Here is a 17,421-nt window from a genome sequence, read left to right as displayed (position 1 = left end):
ATCTATGATAAAGTGCATGAGGCTAAGGATTTAGGTGAAACATCAGGCAATATTTCTACCTAATCCTTAGCCTTTTTTGTTGCACAAACTTCTGATTTAAACCTGTTTAATTCCCGAGTTCACGTTATTTTTAAAGCATGCAAAACGGCCCTGGAAAACCTGTCGAAAGAAGAAATACTGCTGGCTTTCCGCCGTCTGGAAAAAGAGAAAGACGAGCGGATCACCTACCTGGAAGCGCAGGTGGAGAGATGTACCGCCGGATGCAGTTCGGCCAGAAGCGTGAGCGCTTCGAGGGTGACCCGAACCAGACCATGCTTCCCTTCCAGGCCGCTGAGCAAGAGGCGGAGTGCCATGCCCAGCTTTTGTTCATGCGCGCACACGAGCCAGTCAAAATCACATCTACTGTGTACTGCGGGCTTTTCAGCGGCTCAATTAGATGAGTCAGCAAAATCATTAAAAACGTCTACTCCCTGCAGAGAAAGCTATTTCTGCAGGCGTTGCGAGAATTCAATAAATCTTAAAACGTGAACTCGGGAATTAAATCATTTTAAATCAGTCATTGCGCAACAAAAAAGGCCAAGGATTAGGTAGAAATATTGTCCGATGTTTCACCTAAATCCTTAGCCTTATGCACTTTATCATAGATACTGCCAAAGTGGTTGAAGTGTTCTGCTTCATAGACGATTTCTGCAAGGAAGTGCAGGAGTATTTCGCCTCCCATCCGCTGCCAAAGGGGCTCTCAGAGAAGCACCCTGCTGGCAGGAGGCCTGCCCTCTCTGAGAGCGAGGTGCTCACCATTCTCACGCTTTACCACCTCTCGGGCTTTAAGTGCTTTGAGTACTACTATGAGCGGCTGGTGCTAGGGGAGCTGAAAAGTTTCTTTCCCAAGGCCGTTTCCTACACACAGTTCCTCTCCCTTTCCCGCCAGGCCTGCTTCCACGCCTTCCTGCTGGCACAGTGCCGGGCGAGCCTTGCAGAGAGAACTAACCACTACTACATCGACTCCAAGAAGCTGCCCGTCTGCCACAACCTCCGCATCCACTCCCACAGGGTCTTCGAGGGTATCGCCAGCCGGGGCAAGGGCTCCACCGGCTGGTTTTACGGCCTCAAGCTGCACCTGGTGGTAAACCAGCACGGGCAGCTGGCGCGCCTGCTGATAACACCGGCCAACGTGGCCGACAACAACCACCAGGTGCTGGGGCACCAGCTTGAGGGGCTGAAGGGCAAGTGTACGGGGACAGAGGCTACCTCTCCTCCCTGATGGAGGAGCTCCTGGAAAAGGGCCTGCATCTGGTGGCCAGGATAAGGAAGAACATGAAAAATATGCTCCTGACGCTCAATGATAAGCTCAACCTGCTGAAGAGAGGGGGCATAGAGGCGGTAAACGACATCCTGATGACCGTCTGCGACATTGACCACACCCGCCACCGAAATCCCCTCAACGCACTGGTCCACATCCTCTCAGGTCTGACTGCCTACTCCTTTCTCGACCACAAAAACAAAAGGTTTAACCCTGCTAGAACACTCGCTTAATTCCCGAGTTCACGTTCTTAAAATACCACATAATTAATAAAATATGAAAAAAATGTATTTCATGATATTTATTCTATAATTATTAGTATATTGCCTTTATAACGATTTATATAATTATTAATAACTTTAAAAGCGGCTTTTATAAAAGTTAGGATATATTCTGCTATTGTTGTAAAGAATAGGATATTATTCCTCTCACTATGAAAATTTTCATTTAATAAATAAATATACACTTGCTTTACGCTTACTTCGATGGCAGTTTCAAGTAAAAAAATCTTACTTATATGCTCGGATGGAGGGCATTTAGCCCAAATTCTTGAGCTGAAGGGTATGTTTGAAAAATACAACTATTTACTAGTTACAGAACAATCTCCTGCAACTTTGCCTCTGAAAGACAATTTTAATGTAAACTACCTCCAAGGACGATCTAAGGGGAAAAAAAGAAATATTAAATTTATTGTTATTTTATTGATTAATTTTATATTATCTATTAAGATTCTGATCAAACATTTTCCTAAAGTCATCATAACTACTGGAAGTCATACCGCCTTACCTATGTGTTTATTAGGTAAGTTACTTGGAGTAAAAGTAGTCTGGATATTATCTTTTGCTAGAGTCAACTCTAGAGCTTTTTCCGCAGACCTTGTTTATCCTGTGGTTGATAAATTTATTGTACAATGGCCTCATGCAAAGCAGCATTATAAGAAATCAATTTATTTGGGTGGTATTTATTAACACTACCATCTAACTTGTTGATAGACCATTTTATTATATATCGAAGATTACGTCAAGAATAATTTATATGATTTTAGTTTTACTAGGAACTTTCCCTACTGATTTTAAAAGGCCTCTTCTAGAAATAGAAAAACTTTGTAGTGAAGGAGAAATAAATGAGGAAGTTATTGTGCAATGTGGACATACACAGATAGAAAGTTCATTTATGCAAATGCAACCTTTCATATCACCTGATGTGCTAACATCCCTATATATTAATGCACGTGTTGTCATTTCACAAGCCGGAACCGGTTCATTAATGAAAGGCATCAAGCTTAATAAAAAGATAATTGCAATTCCGCGTCTAGCAAAATATGGTGAGGTAGTAGATAATCACCAAGTTGAGATTCTTAATGAGTTCTCAAAACTAAACTACATCATACCATGGACAGAAGATGTTGCCCTTAAGTCCTTACTTCAGGAAATCAATGACTTTGAACCCGCAACCTATATTTCTAAAAAGCAGGTTATAATTGAATATCTAACAGACTATATTGAATCTGTTTAATTCCACTCTGTTCGCAAGATAAATTAAATTAGGCTTTAGAACCCATTTAACCCTAAATTTAATTATTTTTTGTCTAAATTAAATTTAATATTTATGTTGAAAGCTGGAATTGTAGGACTTGGTAAAATGGGAATTTCTCATGCCGCCATTCTAGGTGCACACCCTTTGGTAGACCTTGTATCTGTATGTGATACGTCATCATTAGTTTTGAATGCGTTTAAAAAATACTCAAGAGTTAATCCTTATGATGACTTCAACAAAATGCTTAGCAAGGAACAATTAGATCTAGTTGTTATTGCTACTCCGACTAAGCATCATTACAATATGACGAAAACTGCTTTCGACAGAAATATTAATGTTTTCTGTGAAAAGCCTTTTAGCTTATCAACAACTGAAGGCACTGAATTAGTAGAAATTGCGAGGCAGAGATCCCTTGTAAATCAAGTTGGATATCATAACCATTTTATCGGCACATTTAGGGAAGTAAAAAATCTCCTAGACAATAATGTGATAGGGGAGATAGTACATTTTAATGGTGAAGCCTATGGTCCTGTAGTTACCAGAGAGAAGGGCAGCACATGGAGGTCTAAGCCTAGTGAAGGTGGAGGGTGTATGCTTGATTATGCTTCTCATCTTATTAACCTAATTCAGGAAATAGTAGGCCGTCCAGTAAAAGTAAATGGAGTTCTTCTAAAAAGCATTTATTCCGGTGGCGTTGACGATGCTGTCTATACACTGCTAACACTTGATAACAGCATAAGTGGTACAATGCTGGTAAACTGGAGCGATGAAACTTACCGTAAAATGTCTACATCAGTTACTCTTCTTGGCAAAAAAGGAAAAATTATTTGTGACGCGACCGAAATTAAAATATTCTTGAAAGAACCTAATAAAGATCAGAAGTTAGATAAAGGGTGGAATATAAAATATATCACAGATTATTCTCCTGTTGTAAATTATCACCTTCGCGGTGAAGAGTACAGTGCTCAAATTGATTATTTTATACAAAATATAATTAATAATCAACAAGGTACTCTTAATACTTTTGAGCAGGGCCTTTATACAGATAAAGTTATAGAAATGATTTACAATTATGATAAAGCGAACTAAGATGGAAAAAATACTTTTTGGAGATAATCAGTTCTTTGCAATTAATCATATTTCCGATGAGAAATCCCGTGCTCAATCTATAAAATTTAAAGATGATAAATCCATCATCAAGACCTTAGATTATGCTATGGAAGCTAATATAAATACGTTTATGTGTACTACACACGACCGCATTTCTAAAATTTGTGATTCTATTCGTGAAAATCCTATTAAGTACCAGAATTTTAAAATATATCCATGCTTACCTTATGCTCATAAGTATGCCAATGCTGTTACAGAATTGGGTTTAACAAATAGCCTGAAGCAATTTGTACCAGGAAACTTCATGGGGTCAATGTTCAAAGGTGGGCTTGCTTTCTTAGGGAAAGATTACATAGCTATAATGGAATTACTAATTGATGCCGAATTAAAGATCTTCGAAAAAATTGATACACCGGTTATATTCTTACAAAATGTCGTTACCGACCTTTTGCTTGGATTGGGTATGGATGAGATTTTACTTGCTTTTCACAATTACATAGCCACAAAATACGGTGTTGAAGCGGGTTTCATAACGATGAATATGCCAAAGCTACTTGATACGCTAGAGCGGGTTGGTATCAAAAATCCTATTATTTGCTCTTCAATAAATAAGCTTGGTTTTAGAATGGCTGGTGGCAGAGCCTGTTATGAAGATGTACTTAACGAAAAGCAATTTAGGGCTATCGCCATGCAGGTATTGGCAGCCGGAGCAATACCTCCTCAAGAAGCCATTGAATACGTGTGCAGCTTGCCAAATATTCAATCAATACTCTTCGGTGCCTCTTCCAAAGCTAACATAATACAAACAACTACTCTCATCCATCAGTTTCACGAAACCAATGAAGTTTTTCAAAATGTTAATAAAAAGAACACGGAATCAAGCAAGGTAGTTTTAACAAGTTGAAAGTTAACCGCCTAAGAAAGTACATCTTTACAGTTTTCGAAGAAGTGATAGAGCATGAAGTCAGTTGATTAGCACAACTGATTATTAGAAAGCTTTGAGCGTTCCAGTCGGTACACAGTAGCAATGCTTCTCCTAGCCTTTTGCTCTTTATATTCCCCCTCTTCATCGTAAATGCGATACACGCGTTTATCGTTATCTCTCCAGCCTTCGCGTATAAGCAAGAAAAAAATATACCAGAAGAGGTCGCGAACCCTCACCTGAGCGATTTGTGCATGCGTTACCTTATCATTGAGCTTTACTCGGCCTTAGAGCGGCATACCAGTCGGAGCGGTGAAATACACGTGACTTTGCAGACCCAGATTGATGGAATCACCGTGATAACGAGTCAGTCCTGAAGCGAACCGCTTTACCTACGCCTTTTTCGGGCATTTTTTGTATTACTACACCTGCAGCATCTTTTGTCTAGGTCGTGTTCAGAATTAGAGCAGCAGTGACATAGTTGCAGCTTGTAAATACCCCTAAAATCGAGACAGTTTAAATTAAGACAAAAAGGTCATACATTTAAACTGCAAAGATGAAGAAGACACTATTCACCGAGAGCCAGATCATCAAGGCCCTCAAAGAGCATGAGGGTGGCCGGAAGGCAGAGAACATTTGCCGGGAGCTAGAATGTCAGCCGGGCCACTTTCTACCGGTGGAAGAGCCAGTACGGGGGCATGGAGGCCTCCGAGGTGAAGCGGCTCAAGGAGCTAGAGGAGGAGAACGCCCGGCTCAAAAAGATGTTCGCCGACCTGAGCATCAGCCATGAGATACTCAAGGAGGTCATCACAAAAAAAGGCTGGGGCCCTGGCAGCAAAGGCAGCTGACCGAGGAGATTATTTCGGACTACGGCCTAAGTGTTGCCAGGGCCTGCCGACTAACCGGGCTGGCCCGCTCCCAATTCTACTACAGGAGCCGCAGGGATGACTCGGAGCTAATCGCCGCGCTGCAGGAATTGGCCGACGCCCACCCCACTTACGGCTTCCGCAAGCTGCTGGCTTACCTGAAGAGGGACGGCAGGAGGTGGAACCACAAGCGGGTGTACCGGGTCTACAGGCTGCTCAAGCTAAACAAGAAGAGAAAGGGCAAGCGCAGGCTGCCGGCGCGGGTGAAGCAACCACTGCTCCAACAGGCGGAGCTCAACAGCAGCTGGAGCATGGACTTCATGAGCGACAGCCTGGCCTTCGGCACCAGGTTCAGGACCCTGAACGTGATAGACGACTGCAACCGGGAGGCGCTGGCAATAGAGATAGCCACCTCCATTTCCTCCAAAAGGGTAGTCAGGGCTCTGGAGCAACTCATTGACTGGCGCGGCAAGCCGGCAGCCATACGGGTGGACAACGGGCCGGAGTTCACCAGCGCTGACTTTACCTGCTGGTGCAGGGAGAATGGGATAAGCATACGCTACACCCAGCCTGGCAAGCCGATGCAGAATGGCTTCATTGAGCGTTTCAACGGAAGCTACCGAAGGGAGGTACTGGACGCTTACCTTTTTGTCGAGTTGGAGGAGGTCAGGGAGTTGACAGAGCAGTGGATGGAGGAGTACAATACCAGGAGACCGCATGAGGCGCTTGGCAACCTGACGCCTAAGGAGTGGCCACTGGAAAGCAGAAGTGGAAATATGGAAAACTTCTCCCCTGGCACAGAGCCTGCACGGCAAGTTTACCACATTACCACTTCATAGTGGTGGTGGTAGAAAAGATTGAGAAAAGTCTCATTTACACTGTCCGAAAAATGGGGCACTTACAAATGCCGTGGCAGAGAGCTTCTTCAAGAGGTTGAAAACAGAAATGGTGTACCACCACAAATTTGCCACCATAGCAGAGGCAAGGCTAGCCGTGTTTGAGTATATAGAGATTTTCTACAACAGGAAAAGGAGGCATTCAGCCCTTGGCTTCCTGACTCCTTGCCAATATGAAGACCTGTTGTACAACCAAGCGGTGGCTGCCTGAAAAAGTCTCTAGTGAAACATTGCATTTCCAATTTGTGTCTGATCATTAAATGGTAAGATGATCGTTGCCTCTAACAACACTGTTTTCTTTATGGCAACTCGTTAAGTAAGACAAACTACCTATTATCTCTACACTGTACTCTGACGCTTTGAGAAATCAATCGGGAGTATCCCCTTTGATAGTTTAGCCTATTTTCAGGGGTGGCCGTAGCACCTGAGCTCATTTCACTCAGCTGTGCGTTCTGGTTACCCACCCTTATGTTGTCAAAGTACAGCACACGCTTGCTAACATCTGTCGTGCCGCCAGCATTCCACTCCCACTTGTACAAACCCAGTTTCCAGTGCGGAAGTTTGGCGTTGTTGAACATGTTGCCGCCTTTATGCTCAAGCACTTTTTTGCCGTTGTGCCAGATCTCCACCAAGCCGTCGCTGCCATAGGAGTGAATATGATGAAAAACGAACTCATGCCATTGATCTTTAGCAACGCTGCCTAAGTCGTACAATTTAGCAACGCTACTGGTAGTCAAGGCGTTTGCGTCGTGCCGGATGCTCATGGTGAAGCGGTCGTTGCCGACCAGCAGCGCGTTGGCAGGATTGCCCCACTTCTCCCCCAGGTGCTCGTCAGGGTACTGGTGCCACTGCGAGATTATTTCCGACTTGCTGTCTTTGGCATACTCTTGTGACGGGAAGTAAACAGCAAAGGAGTACCACCTTTCCTTATGCTCGCTCGGTTTTGTGATCATGGCCTCTGCACGGGTGCCCGAGTTCACCATAGCATCGCTATCGCGCAGCTCAAATCGGGCAGAGCGGGAGCCCTGGAAGGCTAACGAGGTCACATACTCCAAGGAATGGGAGCCTGCTTTCTCCAGGTAAACTCCTGAAAAGGGAGTTGACCCTTCGAAATTTTCAGTAAAAAGCATTGACTTTTTACTCGTAATTACTGTTGAATATTTGTGCTTCTTGAATACACCAAGTATATTTTCTCTAGCTCTATTATTTACTGATAAAGCCAAGCAACTACATATTAGAAATATTATGGAATACTTCAAATCGATTTATCTTTTGTGAAACTAGAGTTTTCAAATGAGGAGAAGCATAACTTTAGGAGAAAATTTCTAGACTAATTAAAATTTTTTACCACTAACAGGCATCTTAACTAGATTCGTTTCGAAGTTCTTTATTGATTTTTTTGATAAGATCGCCAGATGTATCATCAAACTTTCTGGCAAAAAAAGGAGTATATTCTCCTTCAGTTGTTTTGAATACACTTTGATTTTTCATTATATCAATATGTTTTTCATTAATGATTCCTGGTGAAGGAGAATTGGCCCATTCAGTAAATGTCAGATACATTTTCACTTCAGACTTGAATTTAGAGTTACCTATTATTGTATGAAATATAGACTCCGAAGGGAACAAGGTCGTAGAATAATACTTTACAAACTCTGGATTATTTTCCATGAACGAAATTATATAAGTCACACAATTATGAGACAACCCATACCAATCGGGACCATGGTATATATCACCAAAGGGAAACTTTCTTTTGACCATTTTAGAACAAAAAGCTTCTAACTTTGAGAAAATATAAGTTCTTAAACTTCCATGGTTTCTCCTGTCATAATATTCATAATAGAACTGTGATATTCGCTTTTGAGGTTTGTCGACACTAAAACCTTTTCGAATACTTATATATTCTCCACCTTCCTCTAACCTTTTATATAGAGAATTATTTGGCCTTATGGGATAATCAGCTCCGCTGATAACAATATAGTAATCATACTTTTCTTTGATTGCTTCCGTCAGTAAATTCATTGTAGCTTTCACCAAAGAAAACCCTGCCCAATATATCTTTAATCGACTCTTTATGAAGGTAACATTCTCAATGAGTTCCAGATGTTCTGGTAACTGACTTTTTTTATCTATGTGTAAATAGAAATGGACATTCTTGTCATTCAAGGCCTCAATTAACCGTTCTAAATGTTTAAAATTATCATGTGCAAATAATAGATATGCAATTCTTTTCATAATTATTACCCCTAACGTTTCCAGTCCTACTATGATACTTTTGTAAATTAATTTGGCTAAATAAAGCTGTATCTTAAAATGAATAATAATAATTAAATATAATATTAAATAAGTTATAATAAAATTTTAAAAACATCATTTTCTAGTTTATTTCCGCATTTAATAGGAGTTACGCATAGTTGTAGATGAACTCTCTTTGAGCTTGCAGGAAAAGTTCTCTCTGCAAGGCATATACATTTTTAATGTGCTGTCCTGACTCATCCTGGTGAGCTTCTGGAAAGCCCGCAGCAAACAGTAGAGGTGGTTCTGTATAGCTTTATCTCAATGTGTGAGACTTCCAGCACCTCACTGGCCTTCACGCAGCCCACCTTTCGCGGCTCACTCAGCAGATATACTATGTATTGAGCAGATTCCATGGCATTTTAAACTATTCTACGTTATATCTGATAGTTGCGTAACTCCTAAAGGATTTTAATTTTCAACTCACTACATAAAATCACTACATAAAATATAAGCTCTTAACCATAGATGAATTGCCACCACTAATAGTAAAGCAAAAAATATTTAGTGGTGACAGGCGCCAACCTTGTTGGGAAGATAGTTAAAGAAGTCACCTTCACACTTCTCCTGCGCTATGGCAGCTCTGCCGCAGAATTCATCTATGCATCAGGTCAAGTCCTCTTTCAAAAGCGAAAGCAGGAGGCGGTGACCAAGGAGGCCATCTAAATTTTCATCTTTCTTGCTCAGAATCAGCAACTCCTTATCACAGTTGTGGCTTATTGAAGCTGAAGTCCTGCCCCCTGTCACGTACTAACATAAGTATGCACCAATCTCTAAGCTTCCTTTTTGCTGTATACCGGCTCATTTATACAAGGAAACTGTAGCTGCACAATTCTCTGTAGGGCCTGCTTATGCTGAAGAAAGGCAGCAGCTTTTAATATAAGGGTGCAGGCACAGCACTAACATGAAGCTGTTGTAAAGAGATAATTACAGCCAACTTTCGACACCAAAGCAGAGGAAGGGGTGTATTTGCTGCAACTGCTCCACCAGTAAAAGTGGGGCAACAGGAATAGGTTCTATTCCTTTGTATAACATACCTAGCATATGTCATGGTATCTTCAAGGCACAGCTATTTTAGTAGCTATTGATTCTAAATAGGCACTTGCTGTCCGCCGAGGCTTTATTTCCAGACATTAGCACGTGCCCAAAAGGTTGAGATGAAGGCGCATTGAACGGCTTTGGTGGTGAATCTAGCTTGTGAGAGTGGAAACTAGACCATTAAGCAACTCGACAAGCTTAACAAAGAAAAAGAGATACTCGCCTGGTGTGCGAACAAATGTGGGCCAGTGTGAAACATCAGCTCTTGAAAGGAAGCAAATATAAGAACCTCCTGTTTTAGGAATATATTGACTATTTTCCCTAAAACAGGAGGTTCTTATATAAACATCAGGAACGAAATACTTGTATCGTGAGCCTACATAAAAACCAACAGTTGAATTATACCTTCCATAGTAGTTAAATCTATAGGTGATGAAACTACTGTTTATTAGGTTAAAATCATTGCCTGTTGTAACAGGTGCTGAACTGGGGCTCCATGGTGAGACGAAATCCTTCAAGAAGTAGAGCGATGCTCTTGATTTGATTGAGTTCCTTATTATAGAAACTTTTACTCCCAGTTTACATAGCCATTAAGAGAACTTAACGGCTATACGGAGAGAGCCTATTACCATCAATTGGTCGCTCTAGCACGCCATCCGGAAGCTGCCAACCTACAGCTAAGTTATCAAGGCCGTAACCTTCCTGGTGCAGTGCCTCTATATAATAGCGTTTGCCAGCCTCAAGCATTATTTTCAAAGACTTTTGTGTACTGAACTTGCTCCACTGGCGAGACCTAGTCCATCGGTTAATATAAGCAATTCTTTTCTTATTAGTCGGATTATCATCAGAACTCAGGTAAAGATCAGCGCTGTCGTCACCAGCAATCCAGAACGTATACTGACCGGTAACAGGTGCAGTTATGTAGCCACGGATGCGTTGTGCATAGTTAGTACCTGCATTAGTAGGGGCTTCGAACGAAATTAGCTCAGTAACGCTCTCAGGCCTTGTTGATAGTGGAACTGAACCTTTAACATTGGCCCAAAACTCACGGGTTATCTTGCCCGTACCTGCTATAGGTAATATAGATTTATCAGGTGTTGATGATGGCTCAGGTATCGCTGGAGCAGAGGACTCAGGGGTGGCCGTAGCACCTGAGCTCATTTCACTCAGCTGTGCGTTCTGGTTACCCACTCTTATGTTGTCAAAGTACAGCACACGCTTGCTAACATCTGTCGTGCCGCCAGCATTCCACTCCCACTTGTACAAACCCAGTTTCCAGTGCGGAAGTTTGGCGTTGTTGAACATGTTGCCGCCTTTATGCTCAAGCACTTTTTTGCCGTTGTGCCAGATCTCCACCAAGCCGTCGCTGCCATAGGAGTGAATATGATGAAAAACGAACTCATGCCATTGATCTTTAGCAACGCTGCCTAAGTCGTACAATTTAGCAACGCTACTGGTAGTCAAGGCGTTTGCGTCGTGCCGGATGCTCATGGTGAAGCGGTCGTTGCCGACCAGCAGCGCGTTGGCAGGATTGCCCCACTTCTCCCCCAGGTGCTCGTCAGGGTACTGGTGCCACTGCGAGATTATTTCCGACTTGCTGTCTTTGGCATACTCTTGTGACGGGAAGTAAACAGCAAAGGAGTACCACCTTTCCTTATGCTCGCTCGGTTTTGTGATCATGGCCTCTGCACGGGTGCCCGAGTTCACCATAGCATCGCTATCGCGCAGCTCAAATCGGGCAGAGCGGGAGCCCTGGAAGGCTAACGAGGTCACATACTCCAAGGAATGGGAGCCTGCTTTCTCCAGGTAAACTCCTGAAAAGGGAGTTGACCCTTCGAAATTTTCATTGTATAAAATGTTGGCCGATAATGCTAAGTTAGTCTCCTTAGACTTTAGTACTCCGTTTGGTACTACTTCTTCTAGTTCTTTTTGCTCACATGAAATTACTATTACACTTATTAGTAAAGGCGTAAATAGTTTTCGAAATCTAAAATCCATTTTTTCTTTGATAGTTGTTTAAAATTGAAACTTGATAGATATAAATAAATGATATTTAAATTGCACTTAAATAATATTAGCATATAACTACTATGAAAGATGACTTTGTTGGTTATAGCGAAATGTTAACTGATTTAGCTGTTGCTGCTATCGATGAGACCAACTATTGCAATTAGGTTATGATGTGAAACCTATCTATATATTTTCTTCTCATTTGACAATGAGCATGAGCAGACACAAGTACCAAATTTTAAAAAGAAACAATTATTTTAAGGTAAGTTGGGTTAACAATAAAAAATTGCGCTACAATAAATCATATTTGCTGTAAAGCACGTATAGTATTTTAATTACACTTGATGTCAAACTTTTTTAGATGTTTCTGCAAGCCGTGATTGAGATAATCGTACCAAAAAAACACAATATATATAACACATTAAGTGTCAAGGGAATAGTTTTAACTCTTATTGATACAAATTTATATTGCAGAAGCATACGTGAGGATATATTCCTCAAATTGTAGAATTACACCCCACACTGTTCTACTATACTATAATCAGTTTCTTAGATTGTTCATATATTCTTATTAAATTATTCTAAAGTTTTATAACTTGTATCACCTCAGAAAATATTTGCTGTAAAACTAAATTGAAGACGAGAGGTAGACTTTTAAGATAAAGCTTTGCGAGAGAGGGGGTGCAATAAATATAGTTTTCAACTATGAATTCTTTATAGATAATTCTCTAAGCTATCATATCAACATTAGATTAGGAATTGAAGAGAATAGAACAGAAAAGATTATATAGTATTTGTTGTATTTTTGATTATTCTAATTTGCACCACACCTATATTAATGTTATAAATATAGGTGTGTGTAGATCCTACAAAGAATGAATCATAGCTATTCGCCATGTTCAAGCGTTGTCATGATCATGTGGAGGGAAGTGGTATCGGTTTGTATATCGTAAAAAGAATCATGGATAATGCCGAAGGAAAGATCACGGTAGAAAGTGAAGTCGGCAAGGGGGCCACGTTTAATTTCTTTTTTAAGGTATACTAATACCTTCTCCCAGGCTATGTTCCATAGCTACTATTTTTTCAAGACTGCTTGTGGTCATATTTCGGGGTAAAGAACAGAACAGGTATGTAATTGGGCTGAACTGCTACAATGTCCGGTGCTATAAAACAACAGCAGTCCATCTGGTAACAGATGGACTGCTGTTGAAAAAACTTGTCTTTACACTATTTCAAAAAAAGACAGGGGCTTCCTGATAGACACATCTATCATATTTTAACAGAATCAGCCAAGGCCACTTTAATCCTGCCCCCCTTTACGAGTAGCTGGTCGTGGTGTGGGCCACACCATCTGCTCTCCTGTTCTTGGACTCAGCGGCAGGACGCTTCGCTCGCGGGAAGTAGTTTCAGGGTCCTCAGAGGCCATGTAAACAAGTATAGCAGCCAGTATGGCATTGTTGCGCACATCATCAAAAACAATCTTATCATAGGTGTCTCTGTTGGTGTGCCAGGTATAGGTGCCGTAGTCCCAGCTCAGCGAGCTTAAGGAAAAAGCCGGCGCGCCTGCTGCTACAAAAGAGGCATAGTCAGAACCGCCACCACCGGGAGTGCCAGGGAAACTTGTCTCTATCTCACTGGTTATCTCACGCGGTACGGCACTCAGCCAACGGCCCAGGTAATCATAGGCGTGTAAAAAACCCTGCCCTGAGATGTTGACCACTCTGCCTGTGCCGTTGTCCTGGTTAAAAAGTGCCTGTATGTTCTGCACTATCTCCGGGTGGTCTTCTACAAAAGAGCGGGAGCCATTCAGGCCCTGTTCCTCGCTTCCCCAGTGGCCCACCAGGATGGTTCTTTTCGGATTAGGATATACCTTCTGAAGAATACGCATGGCTTCCATCATCATAATAGTGCCTGTTCCATTATCTGTCGCACCGGTAGCGCCATCCCAGGAGTCAAAGTGCGCCGACAGCATCACGTACTCTTCAGGCTTTTCAGTTCCTCTTATCTCGGCAATGGTATTAAAAGTGGGCACATTCCCCAGGTTTTTGGATTCTGCCTGAATTTTTATCTGTGGCTTATCGCCGTGCTCCACCATACGGTATAGCATACCGTAGTCTTCCAGGGCCACATCGATGCTTGGTATCTTATTGGTATAAGCACCGAATATTTTATTCACGCCAAAACCGCGCGACCAGTTAGAGGTAACAATGCCTGCCGCTCCGGCTCTTTCCAGTGCCTGTGGTAAAGTGCGGATGTTGTAGCCTGTTTTGCTGATTCGTTCGCGCCATGCCTGTTCCTGTGCTTCACGCTCCTGTTTCATTTTTTCAAAAGATTCAGGTGTCGCGAATTTCTCCCAATTATAGTCTGGTCTGCCGGTTGGCTGGTACATCGAGATCATCACTAGCTTCCCTTTTGCAGAAGGCAACCAGCGCTGGAAAGCAGCAGAGTCCTGTACATCTGGCAGTATGATGAGTTCAGCTGTTACACCTCTGCGGGGTGTGGCAGGGCTCCAGGCCAGTTGCATGGCCTCCAGGGTTCTTACCCTTGGGTGTACCATATCAACATGCGTGATGCCTCTTTGCCAACCGCGCCATTCGCCCCACTGTTCGTTGCGGGCCGTAATGCCCCAGCCTTTGTATTTGTTTACAGCCCAATCGTGCGCTTGCTGCATTTGGGGTGTTCCCACCAGGCGCGGACCAATTACGTCCAACAGCTCATGCCCCAGTATTTCTAACTGCGAGTTCTCATTGGCTTCTTTGATAATGTTTTCTACAACTGGATTTCTTTCCTGGGCAAAGCTCAGGCTGCTGGATAACAGCAACAAAATGAATAAATAAGGTAATGTCTTTTTCATGTAAAGATGTTAAAGTTATAGATCAGGGAATTCCGCTGAATCAACTGCAGCGGTAAAGTAAAGGCAAATTAACTTTTTAGGCGCAAAATCCGAAAATAGGAGAGGGGGAAATGCATTAGTGATTGTAATGCAGCACATTAAACCCACCCCTGCCCCTCCGAGGAGGGGAATTTTTGCTTGAGTGAATTTCCCTCTTGGGAGCGGTAGGGGTGGGTTTGATGTGGAAAGTGATTGGTACAACTTATAAGAAGCAGTACAGTGTCGAAAGAAACATTTAAACTAATATCTCTCTGCTAACTGTGACGCCGCGCTTTCATCTACCAGCCACACTACCTCCCCATCCTGCGGTTGAATCAGCTGCGAAGGGTATTTCTCCGGATTCCTTTCGCCTTCCAGCACCTCGTGGAGTGCAGGGGCTTTGTTAGCGCCAAAGGTAAGAAAGCAGATAGTCTTGGCCTGGTTAATAAGTGGAGCAGTAAGCGTCACGCGGTACATGGACTGTGGCTCCAGGTAATACGCCTGCACCCAGCGCGATTGTTCGTGCAACACCTCGGTTCCCGGAAACAGGGAAGCCGTGTGCCCATCATCGCCCATGCCCAGCAGGATTAAGTCAAACTGAGGGGTTTGCTGGCCGAAATGCTGCTGTAGCAGCTGCTCATATTGTTGTGCAAACGCCTCCGGTTCTGTGTCTTCTTTCCACATAGGATAAACCTGATCCTCCGGTACCGGCACTTTGTTGAGTAAAATTTCCATTGCCATTCTGGCGTTGTTTTCATTAGCCGTTAAAGGCACCCAACGCTCGTCGCCCCAAAAAACAAATGTTTTTTCCCACGGCACCTGTTCCCGGTAAGGTAACTGCGCCAGTAGGGTGTACAGCTGAACAGGTGAGGAGCCTCCTGTCAATGCTACTGTAAAACGGCCGTTCTGCTTTACAGCCTCCTGCGCTTTTTGTACAAACAGCTCTGCGGCTGCTTTGCTTAATTTCGCTTTATCTTCGAATATCTTTAGCATGCTTTTAATATTAATGAGGAAAAGTAACTGTCCATGTATGGCCTTCGCGGGCAATCAGGGCTTCCGCGTTTTCCGGCCCCCACATACCCGCCGCATAATTAGGGAACTCCAGCGATGGGCGTGACTCCCAGGTTTCCAGGATAGGCGTGATGACATCCCAGGCCGCTTCCACCTGGTCTGAACGCATAAATAGGGTGGCATCGCCCTGCATAGCATCCAGTAGTAGTGTCTCGTAAGCCTCCGGCGACTGTGAATGGGAATTGGCACCATTGAAATCAAAAACCATTTCTGCGGGCGTTAAGGCCATATCCAAGCCCGTTTTCTTTGCCATAAAACGGAGGCGGATGTCCATCTCCGGCTGAAGGTTGATGATGAGGCGGTTCGGCATCAGGTTTTCCGCCATGGTGGTGGGGAACGTTAAATGCGGTACCGGACGGAACTGAATGGTAATGGATGAGCTTTTCTCCTGCATCCTTTTACCAGTGCGGAGGTAGAATGGCACACCCTGCCAGCGCCAGTTGTCCAGGTAGAATTTTACGGCGGCGTATGTCTCGGTTCCTGAGTTGGGATCCACACCGGATTCTTCGCGGTAGCCGGGTACCTGGGTTCCCTTCATCCAGCCCGAACCATATTGTCCGCGCACGGCAAACTTGCCTACGTCTTCCCGTGAGTAACGCTGAATCGCATGCAGCACGTCTACTTTCCGATTTCTTATTTCTTCGGCTTCAAAGGTGACTGGTGGTTCCATGGCTACCATACACAGCAGCTGCAGGAGGTGGTTTTGGATCATGTCGCGCAAAGCGCCGGAACCTTCATAGTATCCACCGCGGTCCTCTACGCCTACTTCTTCCGCTACCGTAATCTGTACATACTCAATGTAGTTCCTGTTCCAGAGCGGTTCGAAGAGCGCATTGGCAAAGCGGAAAGCCAGTATGTTCTGCACGGTCTCTTTTCCGAGGTAGTGGTCTATCCGGTATATCTGCGATTCCTGAAAGGTTCTCGTAAGGAGCTGGTTCAGTTCCCTGGCCGACTTCAGGTCATGACCAAAAGGTTTCTCCACCACAATCCGGTCGCGTTCAGGGTCACTGGCAATACCTGCCTGGCTTAGGTGAACAGTAACGGGTTCAATGAACTTGGGGGCTACGGATAAGTAAAACAGCCGGTTGGCGCGCGTGCCCCAGGCTTCTTCTAAAGCGTGTATCCTATCGGCCAACTCCTGGTAAGATGCCGGGTCGTTGATATTAGATTGCAGATAAGATAAGGAGTTGCGAAAGATATCCCAGGATTCGTCTACGGGCTCACCGCTGCGCGAGAACTCAACGACTCCTTCCCGCAAGTGGTTCTGGTACTTGATGTCATCGGTATCCGTTCGTCCTAACCCGATCATGGCGAAAGGCTCGGGCAGCCATCCGTCCAGAAACAAGTTGTAAAATGCCGGAACCAACTTCCGCTTCGCTAAGTCTCCGGTTCCGCCAAATATAATGGCAATAGTGGGCGCTGCTTTTCTAGCTGATTTCATAAATTAGAAATAAATTAAAAGAAGAGGGTGCCCTTCTGATTGAAGTACCCTTTCTTTTCAA

At 43.5% G+C, this 17,421-nt stretch carries 13 protein-coding genes and 3 pseudogenes; 9 read left to right on the top strand and 7 right to left on the bottom strand.

The features are described from left to right. Nucleotides 1-137 precede the first annotated feature (137 nt). From DXT99_RS27840 to DXT99_RS03415, 8 genes and pseudogenes are all read left to right on the top strand, one after another. Nucleotides 138-440: an IS66 family transposase gene (locus DXT99_RS27840; RefSeq protein WP_317048112.1), complete on the top strand. Its 303-nt coding sequence runs from the start codon at nucleotides 138-140 to the stop codon at nucleotides 438-440. A gap of 188 nt (nucleotides 441-628) precedes the next feature. Next, nucleotides 629-1,533: pseudogene (locus DXT99_RS03450) on the top strand (IS982 family transposase). Nucleotides 1,534-1,785: 252 nt separating this feature from the next. After that, on the top strand, nucleotides 1,786-2,268 hold the full coding sequence (gene pssD, locus DXT99_RS03445; RefSeq protein ID WP_115564121.1) for a PssD/Cps14F family polysaccharide biosynthesis glycosyltransferase: 483 nt from the start codon (nucleotides 1,786-1,788) through the stop codon (nucleotides 2,266-2,268). 67 nt (nucleotides 2,269-2,335) lie between these two features. After that, nucleotides 2,336-2,815, top strand: coding sequence for a glycosyltransferase (locus DXT99_RS03440; RefSeq protein WP_115564120.1), 480 nt, complete (start codon nucleotides 2,336-2,338; stop codon nucleotides 2,813-2,815). Nucleotides 2,816-2,908: 93 nt separating this feature from the next. Next, nucleotides 2,909-3,925: a Gfo/Idh/MocA family protein gene (locus tag DXT99_RS03435; RefSeq protein WP_115564119.1), complete on the top strand. Its 1,017-nt coding sequence runs from the start codon at nucleotides 2,909-2,911 to the stop codon at nucleotides 3,923-3,925. Nucleotide 3,926: 1 nt separating this feature from the next. Beyond that, nucleotides 3,927-4,850 carry a hypothetical protein gene (locus DXT99_RS03430; protein WP_115564118.1) on the top strand — a complete coding sequence of 308 codons (924 nt, stop codon included), beginning with the start codon at nucleotides 3,927-3,929 and terminating at the stop codon, nucleotides 4,848-4,850. A gap of 574 nt (nucleotides 4,851-5,424) precedes the next feature. Further along, a pseudogene (locus tag DXT99_RS03420) lies at nucleotides 5,425-6,507 on the top strand (IS3 family transposase); the annotation flags it as partial. A 136-nt stretch (nucleotides 6,508-6,643) separates the two neighbouring features. Next, complete coding sequence (locus tag DXT99_RS03415; protein ID WP_115564116.1) at nucleotides 6,644-6,841, top strand: IS3 family transposase; 198 nt, start codon at nucleotides 6,644-6,646, stop codon at nucleotides 6,839-6,841. A 115-nt stretch (nucleotides 6,842-6,956) separates the two neighbouring features. On the opposite strand, the gene DXT99_RS03410 is transcribed toward DXT99_RS03415, so the two are convergent. The 4 genes and pseudogenes from DXT99_RS03410 to DXT99_RS03400 form a co-directional block, all read right to left on the bottom strand. Next, nucleotides 6,957-7,760 (bottom strand): polysaccharide lyase, encoded by an 804-nt coding sequence (locus DXT99_RS03410; RefSeq protein ID WP_115564115.1) that lies wholly within the window; start codon nucleotides 7,758-7,760, stop codon nucleotides 6,957-6,959. Between the two features lie 232 nt (nucleotides 7,761-7,992). Continuing rightward, nucleotides 7,993-8,868 (bottom strand): beta-1,6-N-acetylglucosaminyltransferase, encoded by an 876-nt coding sequence (locus DXT99_RS03405; protein WP_115564114.1) that lies wholly within the window; start codon nucleotides 8,866-8,868, stop codon nucleotides 7,993-7,995. Between the two features lie 169 nt (nucleotides 8,869-9,037). After that, nucleotides 9,038-9,186 (bottom strand): annotated as a pseudogene (locus DXT99_RS28070) (IS701 family transposase); the annotation flags it as partial. 1,380 nt (nucleotides 9,187-10,566) lie between these two features. Further along, complete coding sequence (locus DXT99_RS03400; protein ID WP_115564113.1) at nucleotides 10,567-11,964, bottom strand: heparin lyase I family protein; 1,398 nt, start codon at nucleotides 11,962-11,964, stop codon at nucleotides 10,567-10,569. 907 nt (nucleotides 11,965-12,871) lie between these two features. On the opposite strand from DXT99_RS03400, the gene DXT99_RS03395 reads away from it, so the two are divergent. Next, complete coding sequence (locus DXT99_RS03395) at nucleotides 12,872-13,021, top strand: ATP-binding protein (RefSeq protein ID WP_115564112.1); 150 nt, start codon at nucleotides 12,872-12,874, stop codon at nucleotides 13,019-13,021. A gap of 255 nt (nucleotides 13,022-13,276) precedes the next feature. Here DXT99_RS03395 and DXT99_RS03390 read toward each other — a convergent pair whose 3' ends face one another. From DXT99_RS03390 to zwf, 3 genes are all read right to left on the bottom strand, one after another. Further along, a complete protein-coding gene (locus DXT99_RS03390) occupies nucleotides 13,277-14,830 on the bottom strand; it encodes a M20/M25/M40 family metallo-hydrolase (protein ID WP_115564111.1) in 1,554 nt (517 codons plus the stop codon). Between the two features lie 279 nt (nucleotides 14,831-15,109). Further along, nucleotides 15,110-15,841, bottom strand: coding sequence for a 6-phosphogluconolactonase (pgl, locus tag DXT99_RS03385; RefSeq protein WP_115564110.1), 732 nt, complete (start codon nucleotides 15,839-15,841; stop codon nucleotides 15,110-15,112). 10 nt (nucleotides 15,842-15,851) lie between these two features. After that, nucleotides 15,852-17,360, bottom strand: coding sequence for a glucose-6-phosphate dehydrogenase (zwf, locus tag DXT99_RS03380; RefSeq protein ID WP_115564109.1), 1,509 nt, complete (start codon nucleotides 17,358-17,360; stop codon nucleotides 15,852-15,854). Nucleotides 17,361-17,421: the final 61 nt, after the last annotated feature.

Source organism: Pontibacter diazotrophicus, from assembly GCF_003367245.1.
Taxonomy (GTDB): Bacteria; Bacteroidota; Bacteroidia; order Cytophagales; family Hymenobacteraceae; genus Pontibacter; species Pontibacter diazotrophicus.
The sequence above is the reverse complement of the archived record's forward strand: the minus strand, read 5'-3'. Positions and strand labels throughout refer to the sequence as shown.